Origin of the sequence: Kitasatospora hibisci (assembly GCF_043950205.1) — a bacterium.
In the GTDB taxonomy this organism is placed as follows: Bacteria; Actinomycetota; Actinomycetes; order Streptomycetales; family Streptomycetaceae; genus Kitasatospora; species Kitasatospora hibisci.
This window is the reverse complement of record NZ_CP171642.1, coordinates 8,371,360-8,387,426: the sequence shown is the minus strand read 5'-3', so window position 1 is coordinate 8,387,426 and position 16,067 is coordinate 8,371,360. Positions and strand designations below refer to the sequence as shown.

The following is a 16,067-nucleotide window of genomic DNA, read 5'->3' as shown; positions in this document are numbered from 1 at the left end:
GTCACGGCTTCGCCCCGTCCCCCTGTCGGGCCCCGGCATGTAGGTTCCTGCGTCCAAGAGGGAAGGACTCTCCTCCCCCGTGTTCGCAGAACCGCCGTCAACGGCTCCTCCGACGAGAGAGGCACGAGTGATGTCTGCACAGGACGCCACCCACCACCCCCCGCGGCGCATCGGCGTGGTCGCCGAGTCGACCGCCGGGGAGACCCGGGTCGCCGCGACGCCGTCCACGGTGCGCGGGCTGCTCGCGCTCGGGTACGAGGTCGTGGTCGAGTCCGAGGCCGGCGCGGCCTCCGGCTTCACCGACGACGCCTACACCGCGGTCGGCGCGCACATCGCGGACGCGTGGAGCGCCGACATCGTGCTGAAGGTCAACGCGCCGTCCACCGCGGAGATCGACCGGCTGCGGGACGGTGCGACCGTGGTCGGCCTGCTCTCCCCGGCGCAGCGGCCCGAGCTGCTGAAGGCGCTGTCCTCACGTCCGATCACCGCGCTCGCGCTGGAGGCGGTGCCCCGCATCTCGCGGGCGCAGTCGATGGACGTGCTCAGCTCCATGGCGAACATCGCCGGCTACCGGGCCGTGATCGAGGCCGCCCACGTCTTCGGGCGCTTCTTCACCGGGCAGGTGACGGCCGCGGGCAAGGTCCCCCCGGCGAAGGTCCTGGTGGCCGGCGCCGGTGTGGCCGGGCTCGCCGCCATCGGCGCCGCCTCCAGCCTGGGGGCGATCGTCCGGGCGACCGACCCGCGCCCGGAGGTCGCCGACCAGGTGAAGTCGCTGGGCGGCGAGTACCTCGCCGTGAACGCCGCCCAGGAGGCGAGCACCGACGGCTACGCGAAGGCGACCTCCGCCGACTACGACCGCGCCGCGGCGGAGCTCTACCACGAGCAGGCCGAGGACGTGGACATCGTCATCACCACCGCGCTGATCCCCGGCCGGCCCGCGCCGCGACTGCTCACCGCCGCGGACGTGGCGGCGATGAAGCCCGGGAGCGTCGTCGTCGACATGGCGGCCGCCCAGGGCGGCAACGTCGAGGGCACGGTCGCTGGCCGCACGGTGGTCACCGGCAACGGCGTCACCATCATCGGTTACACCGATCTCGCCGCCCGGCTGCCCGCCCAGGCGTCGCAGCTGTTCGGCACCAACCTGGTCAACCTGCTCACCCTGCTGACGCCCGGCAAGGACGGGCAGTTGGTGATCGACTTCGAGGACGTGGTCCAGCGCGCCGTGACCGTGGTCCGCGCCGGGGAGATCACCTGGCCGCCGCCGCCCGTGGCGGTCTCTGCCGCGCCCGCCGCTGCCTCCGCGCAGCCCGCGGCCGCCGCGGCGGCTCCGGAACCGAGGAAGCCCCGGCTCACCCCGGCGGCCCGGTTCGGCCTGATCGGCGTCGGCATGCTGGCGATGTTCCTGCTGGTCGCCTTCGCCCCGACCCAGCTCGCGGAGAACTTCACGGTGTTCGCACTGGCCGTGGTCATCGGCTACTACGTCATCGGGAAGGTCCACCACGCCCTGCACACACCGCTGATGTCGGTGACCAACGCGATCTCCGGGATCGTGGTGGTCGGCGCCCTGCTGCAGATCGGGCACATGGGCGCGCTGGTCACCGTGCTGTCCTTCGTGGCGATCCTGCTGACGAGCGTGAACATCTTCGGCGGCTTCGCCGTCACCCGCCGCATGCTGTCCATGTTCTCGAAAGGCTGAGCCCCGATGACTTCCACGACGGCCGCCCACGCCGCGGACCTGGTCGCCGCGCTGCTGTTCATCCTGAGTCTGGCCGGGCTGTCCCAGCACCGCACGTCCCGCGCGGGTGTCGGCTACGGCATCGCCGGCATGGCGCTCGCCCTGGTCGCCACCGTGATCGTGGCCTCGCGCAGCATCACCGCCGGCGCGGTCACCCTGATCGTCGTCGCGATGGCGATGGGCGGCGCGATCGGCCTGTGGCGGGCCCGGCAGGTCGAGATGACCCAGATGCCGGAGCTGATCGCCGTGCTGCACAGCTTCGTCGGCCTCGCCGCGGTGCTGGTGGGCTGGAACAGCTACCTGGAGGTGGAGTCGCACGGTTCCGCGCAGACCACCGTCGGCGCCGACCTGCTGGGCATCCACCACGCCGAGGTGTTCATCGGCATCTTCATCGGCGCGGTCACCTTCACCGGCTCCGTCGTCGCCTTCCTCAAGTTGTCCGCCCGGATCGCCTCGCGTCCGCTGGTGCTGCCCGGCAAGAACCTGCTGAACCTCGGCGCGCTCGCCGCGTTCGTCGCGCTGACGGTCTGGTTCACCGTCAGCCCGGGCCTCGGTCTGATGATCGCGGTGACGGTCCTGGCGCTGGCACTGGGCTGGCACCTGGTCGCCTCCATCGGCGGCGGCGACATGCCCGTCGTCGTCTCCATGCTCAACAGCTACTCCGGCTGGGCCGCGGCGGCCGCCGGATTCCTGCTCGACAACAACCTGCTCATCGTCACCGGCGCGCTGGTCGGCTCCTCCGGCGCCTACCTGTCGTACATCATGTGCAAGGCGATGAACCGTTCCTTCCTCTCCGTGATCGCCGGCGGTTTCGGCATCGAGGCTCCCTCCGGAGGGGGCGGGGAGCAGGGCGAGCACCGCGAGATCCGCGCCGAGGAGGCGGCCCGGCAGCTCGCGCAGGCCCGGTCCGTCGTGATCACCCCGGGCTACGGCATGGCGGTGGCGCAGGCGCAGCACCCGGTCGCGGAGCTCACCCGTCGGCTGCGCGAGCGCGGTGTGGAGGTGCGCTTCGGCGTCCACCCCGTCGCGGGCCGGCTGCCCGGGCATATGAACGTGCTGCTCGCCGAGGCGAAGGTGCCCTACGACATCGTCCTGGAGATGGACGAGATCAACGACGACTTCGCCGAGACGTCCGTCGTCCTGGTCATCGGCGCCAACGACACGGTCAACCCGGCCGCCACCGACGATCCCTCCAGCCCGATCGCCGGCATGCCGGTGCTGCGGGTGTGGGAGGCGGAGCAGGTGATCGTGTTCAAGCGGTCCATGGCGTCCGGGTACGCCGGGGTGCAGAACCCGCTGTTCTTCCGGGAGAACAGCAGCATGCTCTTCGGCGACGCCAAGCAGAGCGTCGAGGACATCCTCCGTGCCCTCGACGCGGTGGGCGGGGGCGGGGGCGGCGGCGCGGCACCGGCCACCCGCCAGGCCACCGCGGCCGGCCGGGCCACGGTGTAAGGGGCCGCCCCCCTCCGGTTACCGCTCGTCCTGGTGGCGCTGGTGCCCCGGCCTCGCTCTCGGCCGGGGCACCAGCGCCTTCCCGGCGGCGTCGGCGCCACCATCGTCGCGGGCGGACCACGCGGACGGGAGCGCACGGTTCCGACGCGGCGAAATCCCTTGGACCACGGTGCTCCTGACGGCGAGAATGGCACCATGCGCCGCATCGTCCTCGTCGACGCCCCGTCCAACCTCGGCCTTCGACCGCCGGCAGAAGGCACCGTACCCGGCTGCTACAAGCTGGCCGGCGCGCTGCGCGAGCAACGGCTGCTGCAACGGCTCGGTGCGGCGGAGGGCGGTGTCGTCGTCCCGCCCCGCTACGACCGCGGCGACTGGCACGAGGGCGACGGCGTGTTCAACGCCGAGGCCATCGCCGGCTACACCCGCAAGCTCGCCGACCGGCTCGAACACCACGTCCGGGCGGGAGACTTCCCGCTCGTCCTCGGTGGGGACTGCTCGATCCAGCTCGGCGCCGCACTCGCCCTGCGGCGCATCGGGCGCTACGGGGTCGCCGTCGTCGACGGATCCGCAGACTTCCGCCACCCCGGCAACTCCGACCGCGTCGGCGCCGCGGGCGGCGAGGAGCTCGCCATCGGAACCGGCCGCGGTCAGGCCGACCTGGCCGACCTCGAAGGGCTGCGCCCGTACCTCCGGGACGAGGACGTCCACGTCCTCGGAATCCGCGACTACGACGACGAGCGCGCCGAGCTCACCGCGCTCAGGATCGCGAACACCACCGTCGGAGAGATCCGCGAGCTCGGCGTCGGGAAGCTGGCGGCCGCGGTGGTGCGGAGCCTGGAAGCCGCCCCGACCGCCGGCTTCTGGGTCCACTTGGACGCCGACGTGCTGGACCCGTCCGTCATGCCGGCCGTCGACAGCCCCGACCCCGGCGGGCTCCTGCCCGATGAACTCTCCGTACTACTGCGGGCCCTGGTCGGCTCGCCGCAGTGCATCGGCTTCAACCTCACCATCTACGACCCCGACCTCGACCCCGACGGTTCCTGCGCAGCCCTGCTCGCCGACCTCCTCCAGCACGCCTTCGGCGCCGGATCCGGCCCGGACGCCTGAGCCCGGGGCCGGGCGCGGCCCCGCGCTCAGGCGTCAGCCTCCCCCGGTCAGGCAGAAGGGGTGCCCGGCCGGATCGAGGAGCACCCGCCATCTGTCGCCGCCCGGCTGGAACGCCGGCTTGACGGCGCCCAGCTCCAGCAGCAGTCCCTCGGCCTCGTCCAGATCAGCGACCGCGAAGTCGAGGTGCACCTGCTGTGGCACGGCCCGGTCGGGCCACAGCGGAGCCCGGTAGCCATCGACCCGTTGGAAACCGATGAAGAGCCCGTCCTCACGGGTGAGGCCGGCGAAGTCGCCGTCGGACTTCGGGTGGGGCGCGAACCCGGTGGCCTCCCGGTAGAACGCGGCCAGCTCCGCGGGATCGGCGCAGTCGAGTGTTATCGCCGTGAGCTTCATCTTCAGGGGCATGGCACCTCCGTGACGGCTGTCGCGCAGCGGACTTCGAATTCGTGTGTGGCGCCACCGTAGTGATCGGCTCCACGCTTCGCGACCGCCTCTCCGTCCGGCCGGGCCCGGCTCCGCCGGGGTCAGGTGCGCCGGAAGCCGTGGGAGTGGCCGATGGGGGTGAAGCCGCGGCGTTCGTGCCAGTGGCGCGGCCAGCCCTCGGCGTCGGCAGTCAGGAAGCGGGTCCCGCAGCCGGCGGCGGCCGCCCGGCGGAGGGCGGTGGCGAGGACGGCGTCGGCGTGGCCGCGTCGCAGGTGGGCCTCGGCGGTCATCAGGTCCTCGACCTGGGCGATGCCGGGGGTCGGTTCGAGGTAGAGGTCGCCCCAGGCGGCCAGCTCGCCGTTCTCCGCCCGTGAAGCCAGGACCTGCACGCGGGTGGCCCCTCGCAGGCGCGTTCGGCGGCGGTCGACCAGCATGTCGATCACCTCGCCGCCGGCCTCGGGCAGGAGGGCGCGCCACCGTGCGGAGAGCGGCGCGCGGATCGCTTCCAGGTCGACGTCCTCGGCCGTACGCCAGCCGCCGGCGGACCGGTCGGCGGGGACCGGGCCGGTGTGGAGCATCACCAGGTAGGTGCGGTGCAGGTAGCCGGCCCATTCGAAGGGAGCGGCGCACGCCTCCCCGAAGGCCGCGTCGAGCACGGAGACGAGGCGGAACGACCGCTCCCCCATCACCTCGTCCACGAGCCCGGCAGCGCGTCCGGGTCGCCGCCGGCACGGTCGACGACCACCTGGTTATGAGACCACGACGCGGTCGTCGAACACGGCGAACCCACCGGGGATGTCGGCCGTGTGCTCGGCCTGCCGGCGGGCGAATCCGGCGAGGAAGGCGTTGATGCGCTGCAGCTCGTAGCCGGCCATGGCAGCCACCCTAGGCTCCCGACCGGCCGCGCACCCGCCGATCCCGGCCGAATGTCACGGAGAGTCGGCCGGACCCGCGCGGTGAGTGAGGGCTGTGGTGCGGGCCACCCCCGGACGACCGCACCACCACCGACTCACACACCCGCCGGCACCGGGACGTCACACGGTGTCGACCATGTGTCCGGCCTCACAGCCCAACCCGTGTGGCGCGGACCACTCCCGAGCCAGGTTCGATCTTGAAAAACGGGACATTTGCCTTCAAAGCAGCACAATTCCTTGATCGATACCTCAGGTAACCACCCCCCGACCAGCCCAAACCTCAGAATCCTTGAAACCCCCCACCCACCCCCGTAGCTTCGAACCCGTTGCACCGAACGAACCGCCCCACCAAGGCCCAGCGCCCACCGGGACGACCCGGTGCCCGACCACGCGAGCCACACCCCCCGAAACCACCCCCCCCCAGGGCCTGGTTCCGCACGCCCGCACACCCCCTTCCGAAAGGAAACCCCATGGCCATCCGTAACGAGACCACCACCGCCACCACCACCAAGCGCCGCAACCGCGTCCGCATGGCACTCATGGCCGGGGCCCTCACCGCCCTGCCGGTGGCCGGCCTCGTCACGGCCAACACCGCCTCCGCCGCCCCCGCCTCCGTCTGGGACAAGGTCGCCCAGTGCGAAGCCACCGGCAACTGGGCCATCAACACCGGCAACGGCTTCTACGGCGGCCTCCAGTTCACCTCCAGCACCTGGGCCGCCTTCGGCGGCACCGCCTACGCCCCCCAGGCCCACCAGGCCACCAAGGCCCAGCAGATCGCCATCGGCGAGAAGGTCCTCGCCGCCCAGGGCCCCGGCGCCTGGCCCGTCTGCTCCGTCAAGGCCGGCCTCACCAAGTAACACCCCCACCCCATCCCCCCACCGGCCCCAGGAACAACGGCGTCCCGGCACACACCCCTCCGTTCGAGACCCGCGGCCGCCCGCTGGACGAAACCCCGGGCGGCGGGCAGTCGACCGGTGTCCACCGACGGCCGGGAGGCGTGGCGGCGGTAGGCCGGTCGGGGTGGCGCGGCAGGGCTCGCAGCGGTGCCGTCGGCCCGGTGCCGCTGGATTCGTGCCGACGCGGCATAACTTGTCCTGGAGCTGCGTGCGGGCGGAGTGGGCTGCGCGCGGATGCGGAGAGCGGGCCCGGATCGGGTCCGGAGCCGAGCGGAAGGCGCGAGAGCCCGTGGATGCCGTCCTGCACGCGCTGTCGATCACGGGGTCCATGACCTGGGAGATCACCTGGGCGCTGATCCTCGGCTTCACGCTCTCCGCCGTCGTCCAGGCGGTCGTGCACAGGGCCACCGTCGCCGGCCTGCTGGGGGACGACCGGCCCCGGACGCTCGTGGTCGCCGCCGGTCTGGGGGCGGCCTCCTCGTCGTGCTCCTACGCCGCGGTGGCGCTGGCCCGCTCACTGTTCCGCAAGGGGGCCGACTTCACCGCGGCGATGGCCTTCGAGATCGCCTCCACCAACCTGGTCATCGAACTCGGCGTGATCCTGGCGTTGCTGATGGGCTGGCAGTTCACCGCGGCCGAGTTCGTCGGCGGGCCGATCATGATCGCGCTGCTGGCGGTCCTCTTCCGGCTGTTCCTGCACGACCGGCTGCTGCGCGAGGCCCGTACCCAGGCCGAGCGCGGCCTGGCCGGTTCGATGGAGGGCCACGCGGCGATGGACATGTCCGTGCAGCGCGAGGGCTCGTTCGCACAACGGCTTTTCTCCGGGGAGGGCTTCACCGCCACCTCGCACGTGTTCGTCATGGAGTGGGCCGCCATCCTGCGCGACCTGGTGCTGGGCCTGCTCATCGCCGGCGCGATCGCCGCCTGGGTGCCCGACAGCTTCTGGCAGGCCTTCTTCTTCGAGGGCCACCCCGTGGCGTCCAAGGTCTGGGGCCCGCTCATCGGGCCACTGGTGGCGATCGCCTCGTTCGTCTGCTCGATCGGCAACGTGCCGCTGGCCGTCGTCCTCTGGAAGGGCGGCATCAGCTTCGGCGGCGTCATCTCCTTCATCTTCGCCGACCTGCTGATCCTGCCCATCCTCAACATCTACCGGAAGTACTACGGCCGGAGGATGGCCCTGTTCCTGCTCGCGACCTTCTACCCGGCCATGGTCATCGCCGGGTACGCCATCGAGCTCGGCTTCGGCGCGCTCGGACTGATCCCGGACCGCGCGGACGCGACCATTCCGATGGAGGGCGTCTCCTGGAACTACACGACCTTCCTCAACATCGCCTTCCTGCTGCTGGCCGCCGTCCTGCTGGTGCGCTTCGTCCGGACCGGCGGCCTTCCCATGCTCCGCATGATGGGCGGCTCACCGCAGGCCGGTGGCGACCACGCGGCCTGAGGCCGGCGGCGACGGTCCGGCCGGCCTCGGGCCGGAGCCGCGTCAGCGGAGTCCGAAGTGCTCCACCGCGCGCCGGGCGACCTCACCCGGTTCGAGGTGGGTGTTGTCGACCAGCAGGTGCGCCTCGGGGAGGTGGGCGAAGTCGTCGACCGAGTTCAGTCGCATCGTCCCGTCCATGCCGACCAGGTTGGCGTTGGACCACTCCAGATCGCGTTTGGAGGCCTTCTCCGCCAGCCGCGACTCGCCGGCGTTGCGCTCCAGCCGGACGCTCTGGTCCGCGGTGAGCTCCAGGAACAGCACCCGGGCGCCCCGCGCCCGGAACGGGGCCGCATAACGGTCGACGAGTGCAGCGTCGGCCGGGTCGTCGAAGTCCCAGACGAGGGTGAACACCAGGCCGGGCAGGTCGCTCGCGGCGGCCTCGGCGAGGATCTGCTCACGGAAGTCGTGGTTGAGGCGCTGGAACTGGGGCGACTCGTACGGGAACAGCCTCAGCAGCGGCTCGATGGTGAGGTGGTTGTGGAAGAGCTTGAAGCCGGTGCGCTCGGCGATGGCGCCGCCCACGGTCATCTTGCCGACCGCGGCCGGGCCGATGACGAAGAGCAGGGTCGGGGGTGTGCTGTCGGACATCGCGCCAGCATAGGGGCGCGGTGTGATCTTGGTCGACCCCCTTTCCCCTGCCGCCGAACCGGTCAGCCGAGCCACACGATGTCGATGACGTGCAGTCGCCCGGCCAGGCGGTTGACCAGGTAGACGACGGTGAGCGCGCCGATGGCGGCGGTGCGCAGGTCCTCGCCCTCAGGGTCGGTGGTGTCCCACGCCGGCCACCCCCACGGAGTGCGGGAGGCGATGTCGAGGACGTCGCGGACCGTCTCCCGGGCGTGCGGGGGCAGCGCGGCGAGGACCTTCGCGGCCTGCGGCGAGAGGCGGGCGGGCCAGGGCCGGTCGGTCACCTGCGGTTCCACCACCCCTTCGGTCCTCGTCTCAGACACCCATTGTTCCCGGGCGGGGACACCCGGGGCGGGGAAACCGGTCAACCGCCCGCCGACGCGTCCACCGGCGGCTGTCCGGGCGAGTCAGGACGACGGAGCGGAGGTCGGGGCGGCCGCCGGTGCCGAGGACCTGGCGATCGCCCCGAAACCGTTCACCGCTTCGCAGGACCGGACGGACCGTCATGCACCGTTCTTGCCCGAGCGGTTCGCCGGTCGGCGGGCATTCACGTCCGGCGGCCCGGGCGGCCATCCGGACAGCGGCTCAGGGGCGGCGTCAGGCACCGCCGTCCGGCCGGAGGCGGGGGTGGGCGGCGAAGCGGCGGACGGCGCGGTCGCCGAGAGAGGCGACCGCCGGGCGGAGGAGCCGGCCTCCGGGCAGCCGGAAGCCGGCGAGCGAGCCGAACCGGGTGCCGCCGTCCTCCTGGACCACCGCCATCGCGCCGATGACGAACCGGCTGCTCATCAGGCACCAACCGGGCCGAAGGACGACGTCGAACCGCGCCCGCTGCCCGAGCGTGCCGACCGCGTACGCCTCCAGCCGCTCGCCCTCGGCGCGGGTGATCGTGAAGGACTTCACCGTTCCGAGCAGCTCGGGCAGTTCGTTCTCCAGGTCGGAGGCCACCGACCAGACCCGGTCGAGCGGTGCGGGGATCAGGATCTCGGCGTGGTGCACCGCGCCCGGCACCGTCGCGGCCAGCACCCGCAGGCGCCGGATCGGGTCCAGGTCGACGACCGGCCAGTTCGGGCTCACCATTCCCACGCCTTCCTGAAACTCTGCCGGGCCCGGAAGAGCCGGGACCGTACGGTGCCGGGCGGTACGGCGAGCAGGTTGCTCGCCGTGGCCTCGTCCACCCCTTCGAGATCGCGCAGCACCAGCACCGCCCGGTGTTCGGGCGTCAGGCGGGCCAGGACGTCGTCGACGTCGGCCGCCAGCTGCGGGTCCGCGAGGGCCGGCAGCTCCTCCAGCGACGCGGCGGCGGTCCGCCCGGCCCGCTCGGCCACCCGGACCGCCTCGTGCGCCGCGATCGCCTTGACCCATCCGAACAGGGCCGCCGGGTCGCGGAGCCGGCCGATGTTCCGCAGGATCGAGATCAGTGCCTCCTGAGTCGCGTCCGGGCCGTCCTGCAGTGCGATCGGGCCGCAGATCCGGCCGACGAACGGCGCCAGCGCGTCGAGCAGCTCCCCGAGGGCGATCGGGTCTCCGCGCTGGGCGGACCGGACCAGCTCCGGGTCGACGGTCACGCGATTCGCCATGGCGGTCATCAACTCCCGCCGCCCAGGGGGTTCCCGAAGTGCCGTCGGGCAGCGGCGGCGACGGCGCCCGGGGCCTCCTCGGGCAGGAGGTGGCCGCCCGGCACCCATCGGACCGCGAGGTCGTCGGCATGCCGCTCGCCGCCGGCCGGTGGACCGGGGCGGGTCACCGGGTCCTGCTCCCCGCACAGCATCAGGGTCGGCACCCGCAGTCGCTGCCCACGATAGCGGCCGCGGGCCAGCGCGGGTATGTCGTGCAGTACGAACTGCCAGAGCAGCTGCTCGCCCGCCCGGGCCCGTTCCGCCGGCCGGACGGCCTGGACGAACTCCTCCAGCGCGGCCTCGTCCCAGGCGTCCGGGCGGGCGGCCCAGTGCCGCAGCAGGAAGCGGGTGAAGCCGGGCCAGTGCCGCAGGACCCGTCGCCCGATGCCCGGGTACTCCCAGAAGGCGGTGTACCAGTAGCGCCACGCGTAGAGCGGCAGCCCGAACCGCCTGCGCGGCCACGGGTGCGCGGCGTTGACGGCGAGGAAGCGGCTGAACCGCCCGGGCGCGGCGAGGCAGAGCCGGAACCCCAGCCAGCCGCCGGTCTCGTGTCCGATCAGGTGCACCCGGTCCAGCCCCAGCGCGTCCAGCACGGCCAGCACGTCCCCGGCCAGGCCCTCGGAGTCGTAGCCGCCCCGCGGGGCGTCGGTCCAGCCGCAGCCGCGCAGGTCCAGACAGATCAGCCGGTAGCCCTCCGCAAGCTCGGGGATGACCCTGCGCCAGGCGTACCAGTGCTGGGGGAAGCCGTGCAGCAGGAGCACGGGTTCGCCCGATCCCGCCTCGGCGACGTGGAAGCGGACGCCGCGCGCGGTGACGAAGCGGTGGGTCACGCCGGGGAGGGCGGGGAACGGGCGGTCCCGGGCTGCGGGGAGCTGCCCGTCGGCGGCGATCGCCGGCGGTCGAGCGGCGGCAGCGATGTCGGGCTCCTCGGTGGTCGTCACGGCAGGCTCCTCGGCGGTCATGACGCGCCCTCGTGAACGCGTTCACGAGGAAGAGCGGCCACGCGCCCCGATCACTCCCGTGACCCGCGTCACATCCGACCCCCGGGCGCCGCGGCACCGCCGGGAGCGGGTCGGTGCCGTGAACGCACCCAGGACTGGCCTAGGCTCGGCAATGCGGAGGAGGCACCGGGAACCGGGCTTGCCGCTGCCACGGCGCCGCCTCCCCTCCGCCAGTTCGTGACCCACTCCCGGTGCCCGCGCACCACGCTGACGGAACGGGGCGGCCGTGCCGCACGACGAGGTCGAAGTCGACGTGGTGATCAGCGTGCCCAATCAGGGGATCGGGCTCTGGATGCTCGGCTCGTTCATCCTGACCTTCGCGGGCACCCGGGCCATCACGAGGATGATCCGGGCGGGCCGTGGGCCGTTCCGCGACGTGAGCGTCGGCGGCACCCACCTGCACCACGAGGTGTACGGCATCGTCGCGATGCTGGTGTCGGGCGCGATCGAGTTCGCCTACCGGCCGGAGAGCCCCGGGGTGCAGATCCTGGCGGTGCTGTTCGGCGCCGGTGCCGCCCTGACCCTCGACGAGTTCGCGCTCTGGCTGCACCTGGAGGACGTCTACTGGACCAGCGAGGGACGCAAGTCGATCGACGCGACGTTCCTGGCGGTGGCGGTCGGCCTGCTGCTGGTCGCCGGGTTCAACCCCTTCTCCGACGTCGGCTCGGGCACCGCCAACCACCTCGCGTTCGCCGGACTGATGCTGGTGGACGTGGCCTTCTCCGTCTGCGCGATCCTCAAGGGCAAGACGGCCCTCGGCGTGATCGGGCTGCTCGTCCCCCTGGTCTCCGTGGTCGCCTCCGTCCGGCTGGCCAAGCCGGGCTCACCGTGGGCCCGCTGGCGCTACCCGCCGGGCTCGCGCCGCGCGGAGCGCGCCGCGCGCCGCTACCCGCCCGACCGCCGGACCTGGATCGACGCGCTGAAGGACGCCGTCGGCGGCACGCCGCATCGCTGACGATCCGTCGCCCCGGCGGATCTGCGGTCCCGACCGATCGGCGGATCGGCCGCCCCACCGCCGTGGCGCGGGGCTGCGAGCGGTTCCGAACGGGAGACTGGTGGCGTGGACGGCACTCCTGGAGACGGCGGTCGGCACGGACGACGCGACCACGGGCGACACGACGGGCGGACCGCCGTCGTGGTCGGCGCCGGCCCGAACGGGCTGGCCGCGGCCGTCGGGCTGGCCCGGGCCGGCCTCCGCGTCACGGTGCTGGAGGCCGCCGACGAGATCGGCGGCGGCGCCCGCAGCGGCGAGGCGATCCTCCCCGGGCTGCTGCACGACCACTGCTCCGCCGTCCACCTGATCACCGTCGGATCCCCCTTCCTGAGCGACCTCGGTCTGGACCGCTACGGCCTGCGGTGGCGCCTCCCCGAGATCGACTGCGTCCACCCGCTCGACGACGGCACCGCCGGCGTCCTGCACCGTTCCGTCGACGCGACCGCGGCCGGGCTCGGCGAAGACGGCCAGCGCTGGCGACGGCTGTTCGCCGCACCCGCCGTGGGCTACGAGGAGCTCGCCGCGGACATCATGCGCCCGCTGCTGCACCTCCCCCGCCACCCGCTGCGCCTCGCCCGTTTCGGCGCGCCGGCCGTGCTGCCGGCCGCGGTCCTGGCGCGGGCCTTCACCGGAGAACGGGCCCGTGCCCTGTTCGGCGGCGTCGCGGCGCACGCCTTCCGGCCGCTGGACCGGCCGCTCACGGCGAGCATCGGCCTCGGCATCCTGGCCGCCGGCCACCGGTACGGCTGGGCCGTGGCCGAGGGCGGATCGGGCTCGATCACCCGGGCGCTGGCCGCGCTGCTCGCGGACCTCGGCGGCACGGTCGAGACCGGCCGGAGGATCCGCTCGGCCGCCGAGCTCCCGCCCGCCGACATCACCATGCTCGACCTGGCGCCCGGTGCCGTGGCCGACATCCTCGGCGACCGTCTGCCACCGCGCGTGGCCCGCGCCTACCGGAGGTTCCGCCACGGGCCGGGCGCCTTCAAGGTCGACTTCGCGGTGGCCGGCGGCGTCCCGTGGACCGCCGAACCCGCGCGGCGAGCCGGCGTCGTGCACCTCGGCGGGACGTTCGAGGAGGTCGCCGCCGCCGAGCGGGAGGTGTCCGCCGGGCGGATGCCGCAGCGGCCGTTCGTCCTGGTGGGCCAGCAGTACCTGGCCGACCCGCAGCGTTCCGTCGGCGACGTCCACCCCGTGTGGAGCTACGCCCACGTGCCGCACGGCTACGACGGCGACGCCACCGAGACGATCACCTCCCGGATCGAACGGTTCGCGCCCGGGTTCCGGGACCGGATCGTCGGCCGCTCCGTCCGCACCACCGCAGGATTCGCCGCGGACAACCCGAACTTCGTCGGCGGGGACATCATGACCGGCGCGAAGGACCTCCCGCAGTTGCTCTTCGGCCCCCGCGTCACCCTCCGCCCCTACGCCACCGGCGTCCCCGGCCACTACCTCTGCTCCGCGGCCACCCCGCCCGGCCCCGGCGTCCACGGCATGTGCGGCGCCAACGCCGCCGAGGCCGCCCTGCGCGACCTCGGCGGGAGCCGTGGCGGCCGCGGGAGCCGCGCGACCCGGTAGCACTCGGGGCGCAGAAGTGGCGGCCGCCCACCGGGGCAAGGAGAATCCTCGGTGGTCCTGAAAGTCATCCGGGGAGGCCGGACGCGGCCCCGGACGCGGATGCCACCGGCGGAGGCGACATGACCGATCCCCGGATGGTCCTCGGGCAGGCGCGCCACGGTCCCGTACCGGACGGCTGGCGGGTCTTCACCAAACGGCGCGGAAAGCTGTCCGGCTTCCTGCACGGGACGTCGCACGATCCGGACCCGCTGCTGGTGATCACCCCCGAGGGCGCCGTCGAGTACGCCGACGAGCACAGGCCGCCGGCGGTCGTCGCCTTCCACGACCTGGCCGGCATCGAGCTGCAGGTCCGCGGTCAGAGCTTCTCCGACAGCACGAGGGTGAACGTCTCCGTCTGGATCGACCTCCACTACCACGACGGCGGAAGGGCGAAGTGGCGCTCCGCCTCCTTCTCGGACGACATCCGGGCGGTCCAGGGCTTCATCGAGGCGTGGGGTGCCTACCGGGCCCTACGCGGACGCTGATCCGACGCCGCCCGGCCGCTCCTCGCCCCGCTGCCTTGGGTCGCCGGTTGACGAGCACGCCTCCCGGCAATACTTTGAACGTGTTCAATTTCAAGGGGGGATGCAAGGTGCAGGAGATCCAGCCCATCGGTCCGGGCTTCGCCGCGCACAACGGCCGGGCGACCGGCGCCATCCGTGGTCGGCCTCCGATGCGGCGGCCGACAGGGCCCGGCCTGTGCGACACCACCGCTCACGCCTTCACAGTGACGACCCTCGCCGCCCTGCCCCTGGCCTACCTGCTGGTCTTCGAACTCTCCGAGAACACACCGGGCGGAGACCTCGCGATCGCCCTGCTCGTCCTCGCGCCGCTGCTGCTGCTCCCGTTCGCCCTCGGCGCCCGCCTCTGGGTGGCGAACTGGCGGACCGCCCTGCGCTGGGCGGGCCGGGCCGCGGCCCGCTACGCCGTCTACTACCTGACACCGATGGCCCTTCTGGCCTCGCTCCTGGCGCTCGCCTTCACGATGACCGCGGGCAGCGCGGGCCTCTCCGTACCGACGCAGATCCTCGGGGCCTCCGCCATCGTGGCCGTGCTGTTCGGCGCCCCGGTGGTCACCGCACTGCTGATGGTGGCTCCATGGGCGTCACGCGGTCTCGGCGCCCGCGCCGCGCTCATCGTCCTGGCGAACCTCACACCCACGTTCCTCATCCTCCTCGGAGGCCTCCCGGCCGTGTTCGTCATCGCCGCCCACGCCTGCTTCGCCTGCCAGGTCATCCCCGCCCACCCCAGAACACGACGCCTGCCGGCGCCACCTGCCCGCTAGCACCTCCCCGCCGGCCGTCCCCGCCGGCCGTCCGCGCTCCCGGTCGGCGCACGAAGCGTCAGGTGTCCGACGACCAGGAGGCGGACGAGGCGTCGGGGCCGCAGTCGTGGCCGGAGCGGGCGACGGTGTCGCGGGCGGCGCGACCGCCGAGCAGGCCGGTCTCGGCGGCGAACCCCGGGAGCAGCCGGCGCAGCGCCCGCCGGCCGTGAAGGGCGACGAGGAGCGCGGTGCCGCCGTCCGGCTGTGCGGCCCGCAGGCGCGGCGCGTCGGCGGCGGGGAGGGGGTGGCGGCGGCGCCGTTCGCCGAGCAGTGCCCACCCCGCGAGGGTGCGTCCCGGCACGAACAACATCCCGAACGAGGCCACCGCGAGCGGGATCCCCACCGGCGCCGCACCGTGCGCGGCGGCGGCCACGGCCGATCCACCGGCGGCGAGGGCCACCAGGCCCGCCGCCGCCTGCCGGCCGCGGCCGCAGAGCAGGCCGCGCCGGGCGAGATCCGCCCGCAACTCCTTCCGAGCCCGCCGGACGGTGGGGACGACCGCGGCGTCCGCGCAGGACAGGGCGCGGGAGAGCGCCGTCCGCACGGCGCGGTGCAGCGGCGTCGCGTCCTTCCGCGGGTACGCGTGCACCACGCGGCGCAGCCGGCCGTGCCGGTCGGCCGCGACGGCCCCGGCGAGGTGGAGTTCGACGACGACCACCACGAGCGCGGCTCTCGGCCCGCCGCGGACCATTGCGAGGTGGGCGGCCGTCAGGCCGTCCGTACGCCCCCGTAGCGGTAGCCACCGCAACAACCCCGCGCCCACCGACCCGACCACAGCGCAGATGATGCCGACCGTCCCCATCGAGCCCCCCGAACCGCTCCCCGTCAGGTCGGCGTCGGCGCCTCGTGCCGCCCGCCGACCAGCCCCGCAAGCCCTCGGC

At 73.4% G+C, this 16,067-nt stretch carries 18 protein-coding genes; 9 read left to right on the top strand and 9 right to left on the bottom strand.

The features are described 5' to 3' along the window. Window positions 1-130 precede the first annotated feature (130 nt). The 3 genes from ACF9IK_RS36480 to ACF9IK_RS36470 all read left to right on the top strand — a co-directional run bounded on the left by ACF9IK_RS36480 (window position 131) and on the right by ACF9IK_RS36470 (window position 4,294). Window positions 131-1,696 carry a Re/Si-specific NAD(P)(+) transhydrogenase subunit alpha gene (locus ACF9IK_RS36480; RefSeq protein ID WP_395298348.1) on the top strand — a complete coding sequence of 522 codons (1,566 nt, stop codon included), beginning with the start codon at window positions 131-133 and terminating at the stop codon, window positions 1,694-1,696. 6 nt (window positions 1,697-1,702) lie between these two features. Continuing rightward, window positions 1,703-3,187, top strand: a complete 1,485-nt coding sequence (pntB, locus tag ACF9IK_RS36475) for a Re/Si-specific NAD(P)(+) transhydrogenase subunit beta (RefSeq protein WP_395298347.1) — start codon at window positions 1,703-1,705, stop codon at window positions 3,185-3,187. Between the two features lie 195 nt (window positions 3,188-3,382). Continuing rightward, on the top strand, window positions 3,383-4,294 hold the full coding sequence (locus tag ACF9IK_RS36470) for an arginase family protein (RefSeq protein ID WP_395298346.1): 912 nt from the start codon (window positions 3,383-3,385) through the stop codon (window positions 4,292-4,294). 33 nt (window positions 4,295-4,327) lie between these two features. Here the strand turns inward: ACF9IK_RS36470 and ACF9IK_RS36465 are convergent, their stop codons facing one another. The 3 genes from ACF9IK_RS36465 to ACF9IK_RS36455 form a co-directional block, all read right to left on the bottom strand. After that, window positions 4,328-4,699, bottom strand: a complete 372-nt coding sequence (locus ACF9IK_RS36465) for a VOC family protein (RefSeq protein WP_395298345.1) — start codon at window positions 4,697-4,699, stop codon at window positions 4,328-4,330. A 119-nt stretch (window positions 4,700-4,818) separates the two neighbouring features. Then, window positions 4,819-5,403, bottom strand: coding sequence for a GNAT family N-acetyltransferase (locus ACF9IK_RS36460; RefSeq protein WP_395298344.1), 585 nt, complete (start codon window positions 5,401-5,403; stop codon window positions 4,819-4,821). 63 nt (window positions 5,404-5,466) lie between these two features. Then, on the bottom strand, window positions 5,467-5,592 hold the full coding sequence (locus ACF9IK_RS36455) for a hypothetical protein (RefSeq protein WP_395298343.1): 126 nt from the start codon (window positions 5,590-5,592) through the stop codon (window positions 5,467-5,469). A 509-nt stretch (window positions 5,593-6,101) separates the two neighbouring features. On the opposite strand from ACF9IK_RS36455, the gene ACF9IK_RS36450 reads away from it, so the two are divergent. Both ACF9IK_RS36450 and ACF9IK_RS36445 read left to right on the top strand, forming a co-directional pair. Next, window positions 6,102-6,488, top strand: a complete 387-nt coding sequence (locus tag ACF9IK_RS36450) for a transglycosylase family protein (protein WP_395292469.1) — start codon at window positions 6,102-6,104, stop codon at window positions 6,486-6,488. 328 nt (window positions 6,489-6,816) lie between these two features. Continuing rightward, window positions 6,817-7,971: a permease gene (locus ACF9IK_RS36445; RefSeq protein WP_395298342.1), complete on the top strand. Its 1,155-nt coding sequence runs from the start codon at window positions 6,817-6,819 to the stop codon at window positions 7,969-7,971. Between the two features lie 42 nt (window positions 7,972-8,013). Here the strand turns inward: ACF9IK_RS36445 and ACF9IK_RS36440 are convergent, their stop codons facing one another. From ACF9IK_RS36440 to ACF9IK_RS36420, 5 genes are all read right to left on the bottom strand, one after another. After that, a complete protein-coding gene (locus tag ACF9IK_RS36440; protein WP_395298341.1) occupies window positions 8,014-8,598 on the bottom strand; it encodes a hypothetical protein in 585 nt (194 codons plus the stop codon). Between the two features lie 62 nt (window positions 8,599-8,660). Beyond that, on the bottom strand, window positions 8,661-8,960 hold the full coding sequence (locus tag ACF9IK_RS36435; RefSeq protein ID WP_395298340.1) for a hypothetical protein: 300 nt from the start codon (window positions 8,958-8,960) through the stop codon (window positions 8,661-8,663). 274 nt (window positions 8,961-9,234) lie between these two features. After that, window positions 9,235-9,714: a hypothetical protein gene (locus ACF9IK_RS36430; RefSeq protein WP_395298339.1), complete on the bottom strand. Its 480-nt coding sequence runs from the start codon at window positions 9,712-9,714 to the stop codon at window positions 9,235-9,237. After that, complete coding sequence (locus ACF9IK_RS36425; RefSeq protein ID WP_395298338.1) at window positions 9,708-10,214, bottom strand: RNA polymerase sigma factor; 507 nt, start codon at window positions 10,212-10,214, stop codon at window positions 9,708-9,710. The genes ACF9IK_RS36430 and ACF9IK_RS36425 overlap by 7 nt, the downstream gene beginning before the upstream one ends. 8 nt (window positions 10,215-10,222) lie before the next feature. Then, window positions 10,223-11,194: an alpha/beta fold hydrolase gene (locus ACF9IK_RS36420; protein WP_395298337.1), complete on the bottom strand. Its 972-nt coding sequence runs from the start codon at window positions 11,192-11,194 to the stop codon at window positions 10,223-10,225. Window positions 11,195-11,480: 286 nt separating this feature from the next. Here ACF9IK_RS36420 and ACF9IK_RS36415 point away from each other — a divergent pair, with 286 nt between their 5' ends. The 4 genes from ACF9IK_RS36415 (at window position 11,481) to ACF9IK_RS36400 (ending at window position 15,147) form a co-directional block, all read left to right on the top strand. Then, window positions 11,481-12,209, top strand: coding sequence for a hypothetical protein (locus tag ACF9IK_RS36415; protein WP_395298336.1), 729 nt, complete (start codon window positions 11,481-11,483; stop codon window positions 12,207-12,209). Window positions 12,210-12,389: 180 nt separating this feature from the next. Next, a complete protein-coding gene (locus ACF9IK_RS36410; protein WP_395298784.1) occupies window positions 12,390-13,823 on the top strand; it encodes a phytoene desaturase family protein in 1,434 nt (477 codons plus the stop codon). Between the two features lie 119 nt (window positions 13,824-13,942). Beyond that, window positions 13,943-14,347 carry a hypothetical protein gene (locus ACF9IK_RS36405; protein ID WP_395298335.1) on the top strand — a complete coding sequence of 135 codons (405 nt, stop codon included), beginning with the start codon at window positions 13,943-13,945 and terminating at the stop codon, window positions 14,345-14,347. Window positions 14,348-14,427: 80 nt separating this feature from the next. After that, a complete protein-coding gene (locus tag ACF9IK_RS36400; RefSeq protein ID WP_395298334.1) occupies window positions 14,428-15,147 on the top strand; it encodes a hypothetical protein in 720 nt (239 codons plus the stop codon). 58 nt (window positions 15,148-15,205) lie between these two features. Here the strand turns inward: ACF9IK_RS36400 and ACF9IK_RS36395 are convergent, their stop codons facing one another. After that, on the bottom strand, window positions 15,206-15,988 hold the full coding sequence (locus ACF9IK_RS36395; protein ID WP_395298333.1) for a TIGR04222 domain-containing membrane protein: 783 nt from the start codon (window positions 15,986-15,988) through the stop codon (window positions 15,206-15,208). Window positions 15,989-16,067 lie beyond the last annotated feature (79 nt).

Coding starts and splice junctions, on each gene's coding strand:
- ACF9IK_RS36425 (WP_395298338.1), bottom strand. CDS start 10,214: ATGGCGAATCGCGTGACCGTCGACCCGGAGCTGGTCCGGTCCGCCCAG.
- ACF9IK_RS36430 (WP_395298339.1), bottom strand. CDS start 9,714: ATGGTGAGCCCGAACTGGCCGGTCGTCGACCTGGACCCGATCCGGCGC.
- ACF9IK_RS36440 (WP_395298341.1), bottom strand. CDS start 8,598: ATGTCCGACAGCACACCCCCGACCCTGCTCTTCGTCATCGGCCCGGCC.
- ACF9IK_RS36395 (WP_395298333.1), bottom strand. CDS start 15,988: ATGGGGACGGTCGGCATCATCTGCGCTGTGGTCGGGTCGGTGGGCGCG.
- ACF9IK_RS36460 (WP_395298344.1), bottom strand. CDS start 5,403: ATGGGGGAGCGGTCGTTCCGCCTCGTCTCCGTGCTCGACGCGGCCTTC.
- ACF9IK_RS36455 (WP_395298343.1), bottom strand. CDS start 5,592: ATGGCCGGCTACGAGCTGCAGCGCATCAACGCCTTCCTCGCCGGATTC.
- pntB (WP_395298347.1), top strand. CDS start 1,703: ATGACTTCCACGACGGCCGCCCACGCCGCGGACCTGGTCGCCGCGCTG.
- ACF9IK_RS36480 (WP_395298348.1), top strand. CDS start 131: ATGTCTGCACAGGACGCCACCCACCACCCCCCGCGGCGCATCGGCGTG.
- ACF9IK_RS36465 (WP_395298345.1), bottom strand. CDS start 4,699: ATGCCCCTGAAGATGAAGCTCACGGCGATAACACTCGACTGCGCCGAT.
- ACF9IK_RS36405 (WP_395298335.1), top strand. CDS start 13,943: ATGACCGATCCCCGGATGGTCCTCGGGCAGGCGCGCCACGGTCCCGTA.
- ACF9IK_RS36470 (WP_395298346.1), top strand. CDS start 3,383: ATGCGCCGCATCGTCCTCGTCGACGCCCCGTCCAACCTCGGCCTTCGA.
- ACF9IK_RS36450 (WP_395292469.1), top strand. CDS start 6,102: ATGGCCATCCGTAACGAGACCACCACCGCCACCACCACCAAGCGCCGC.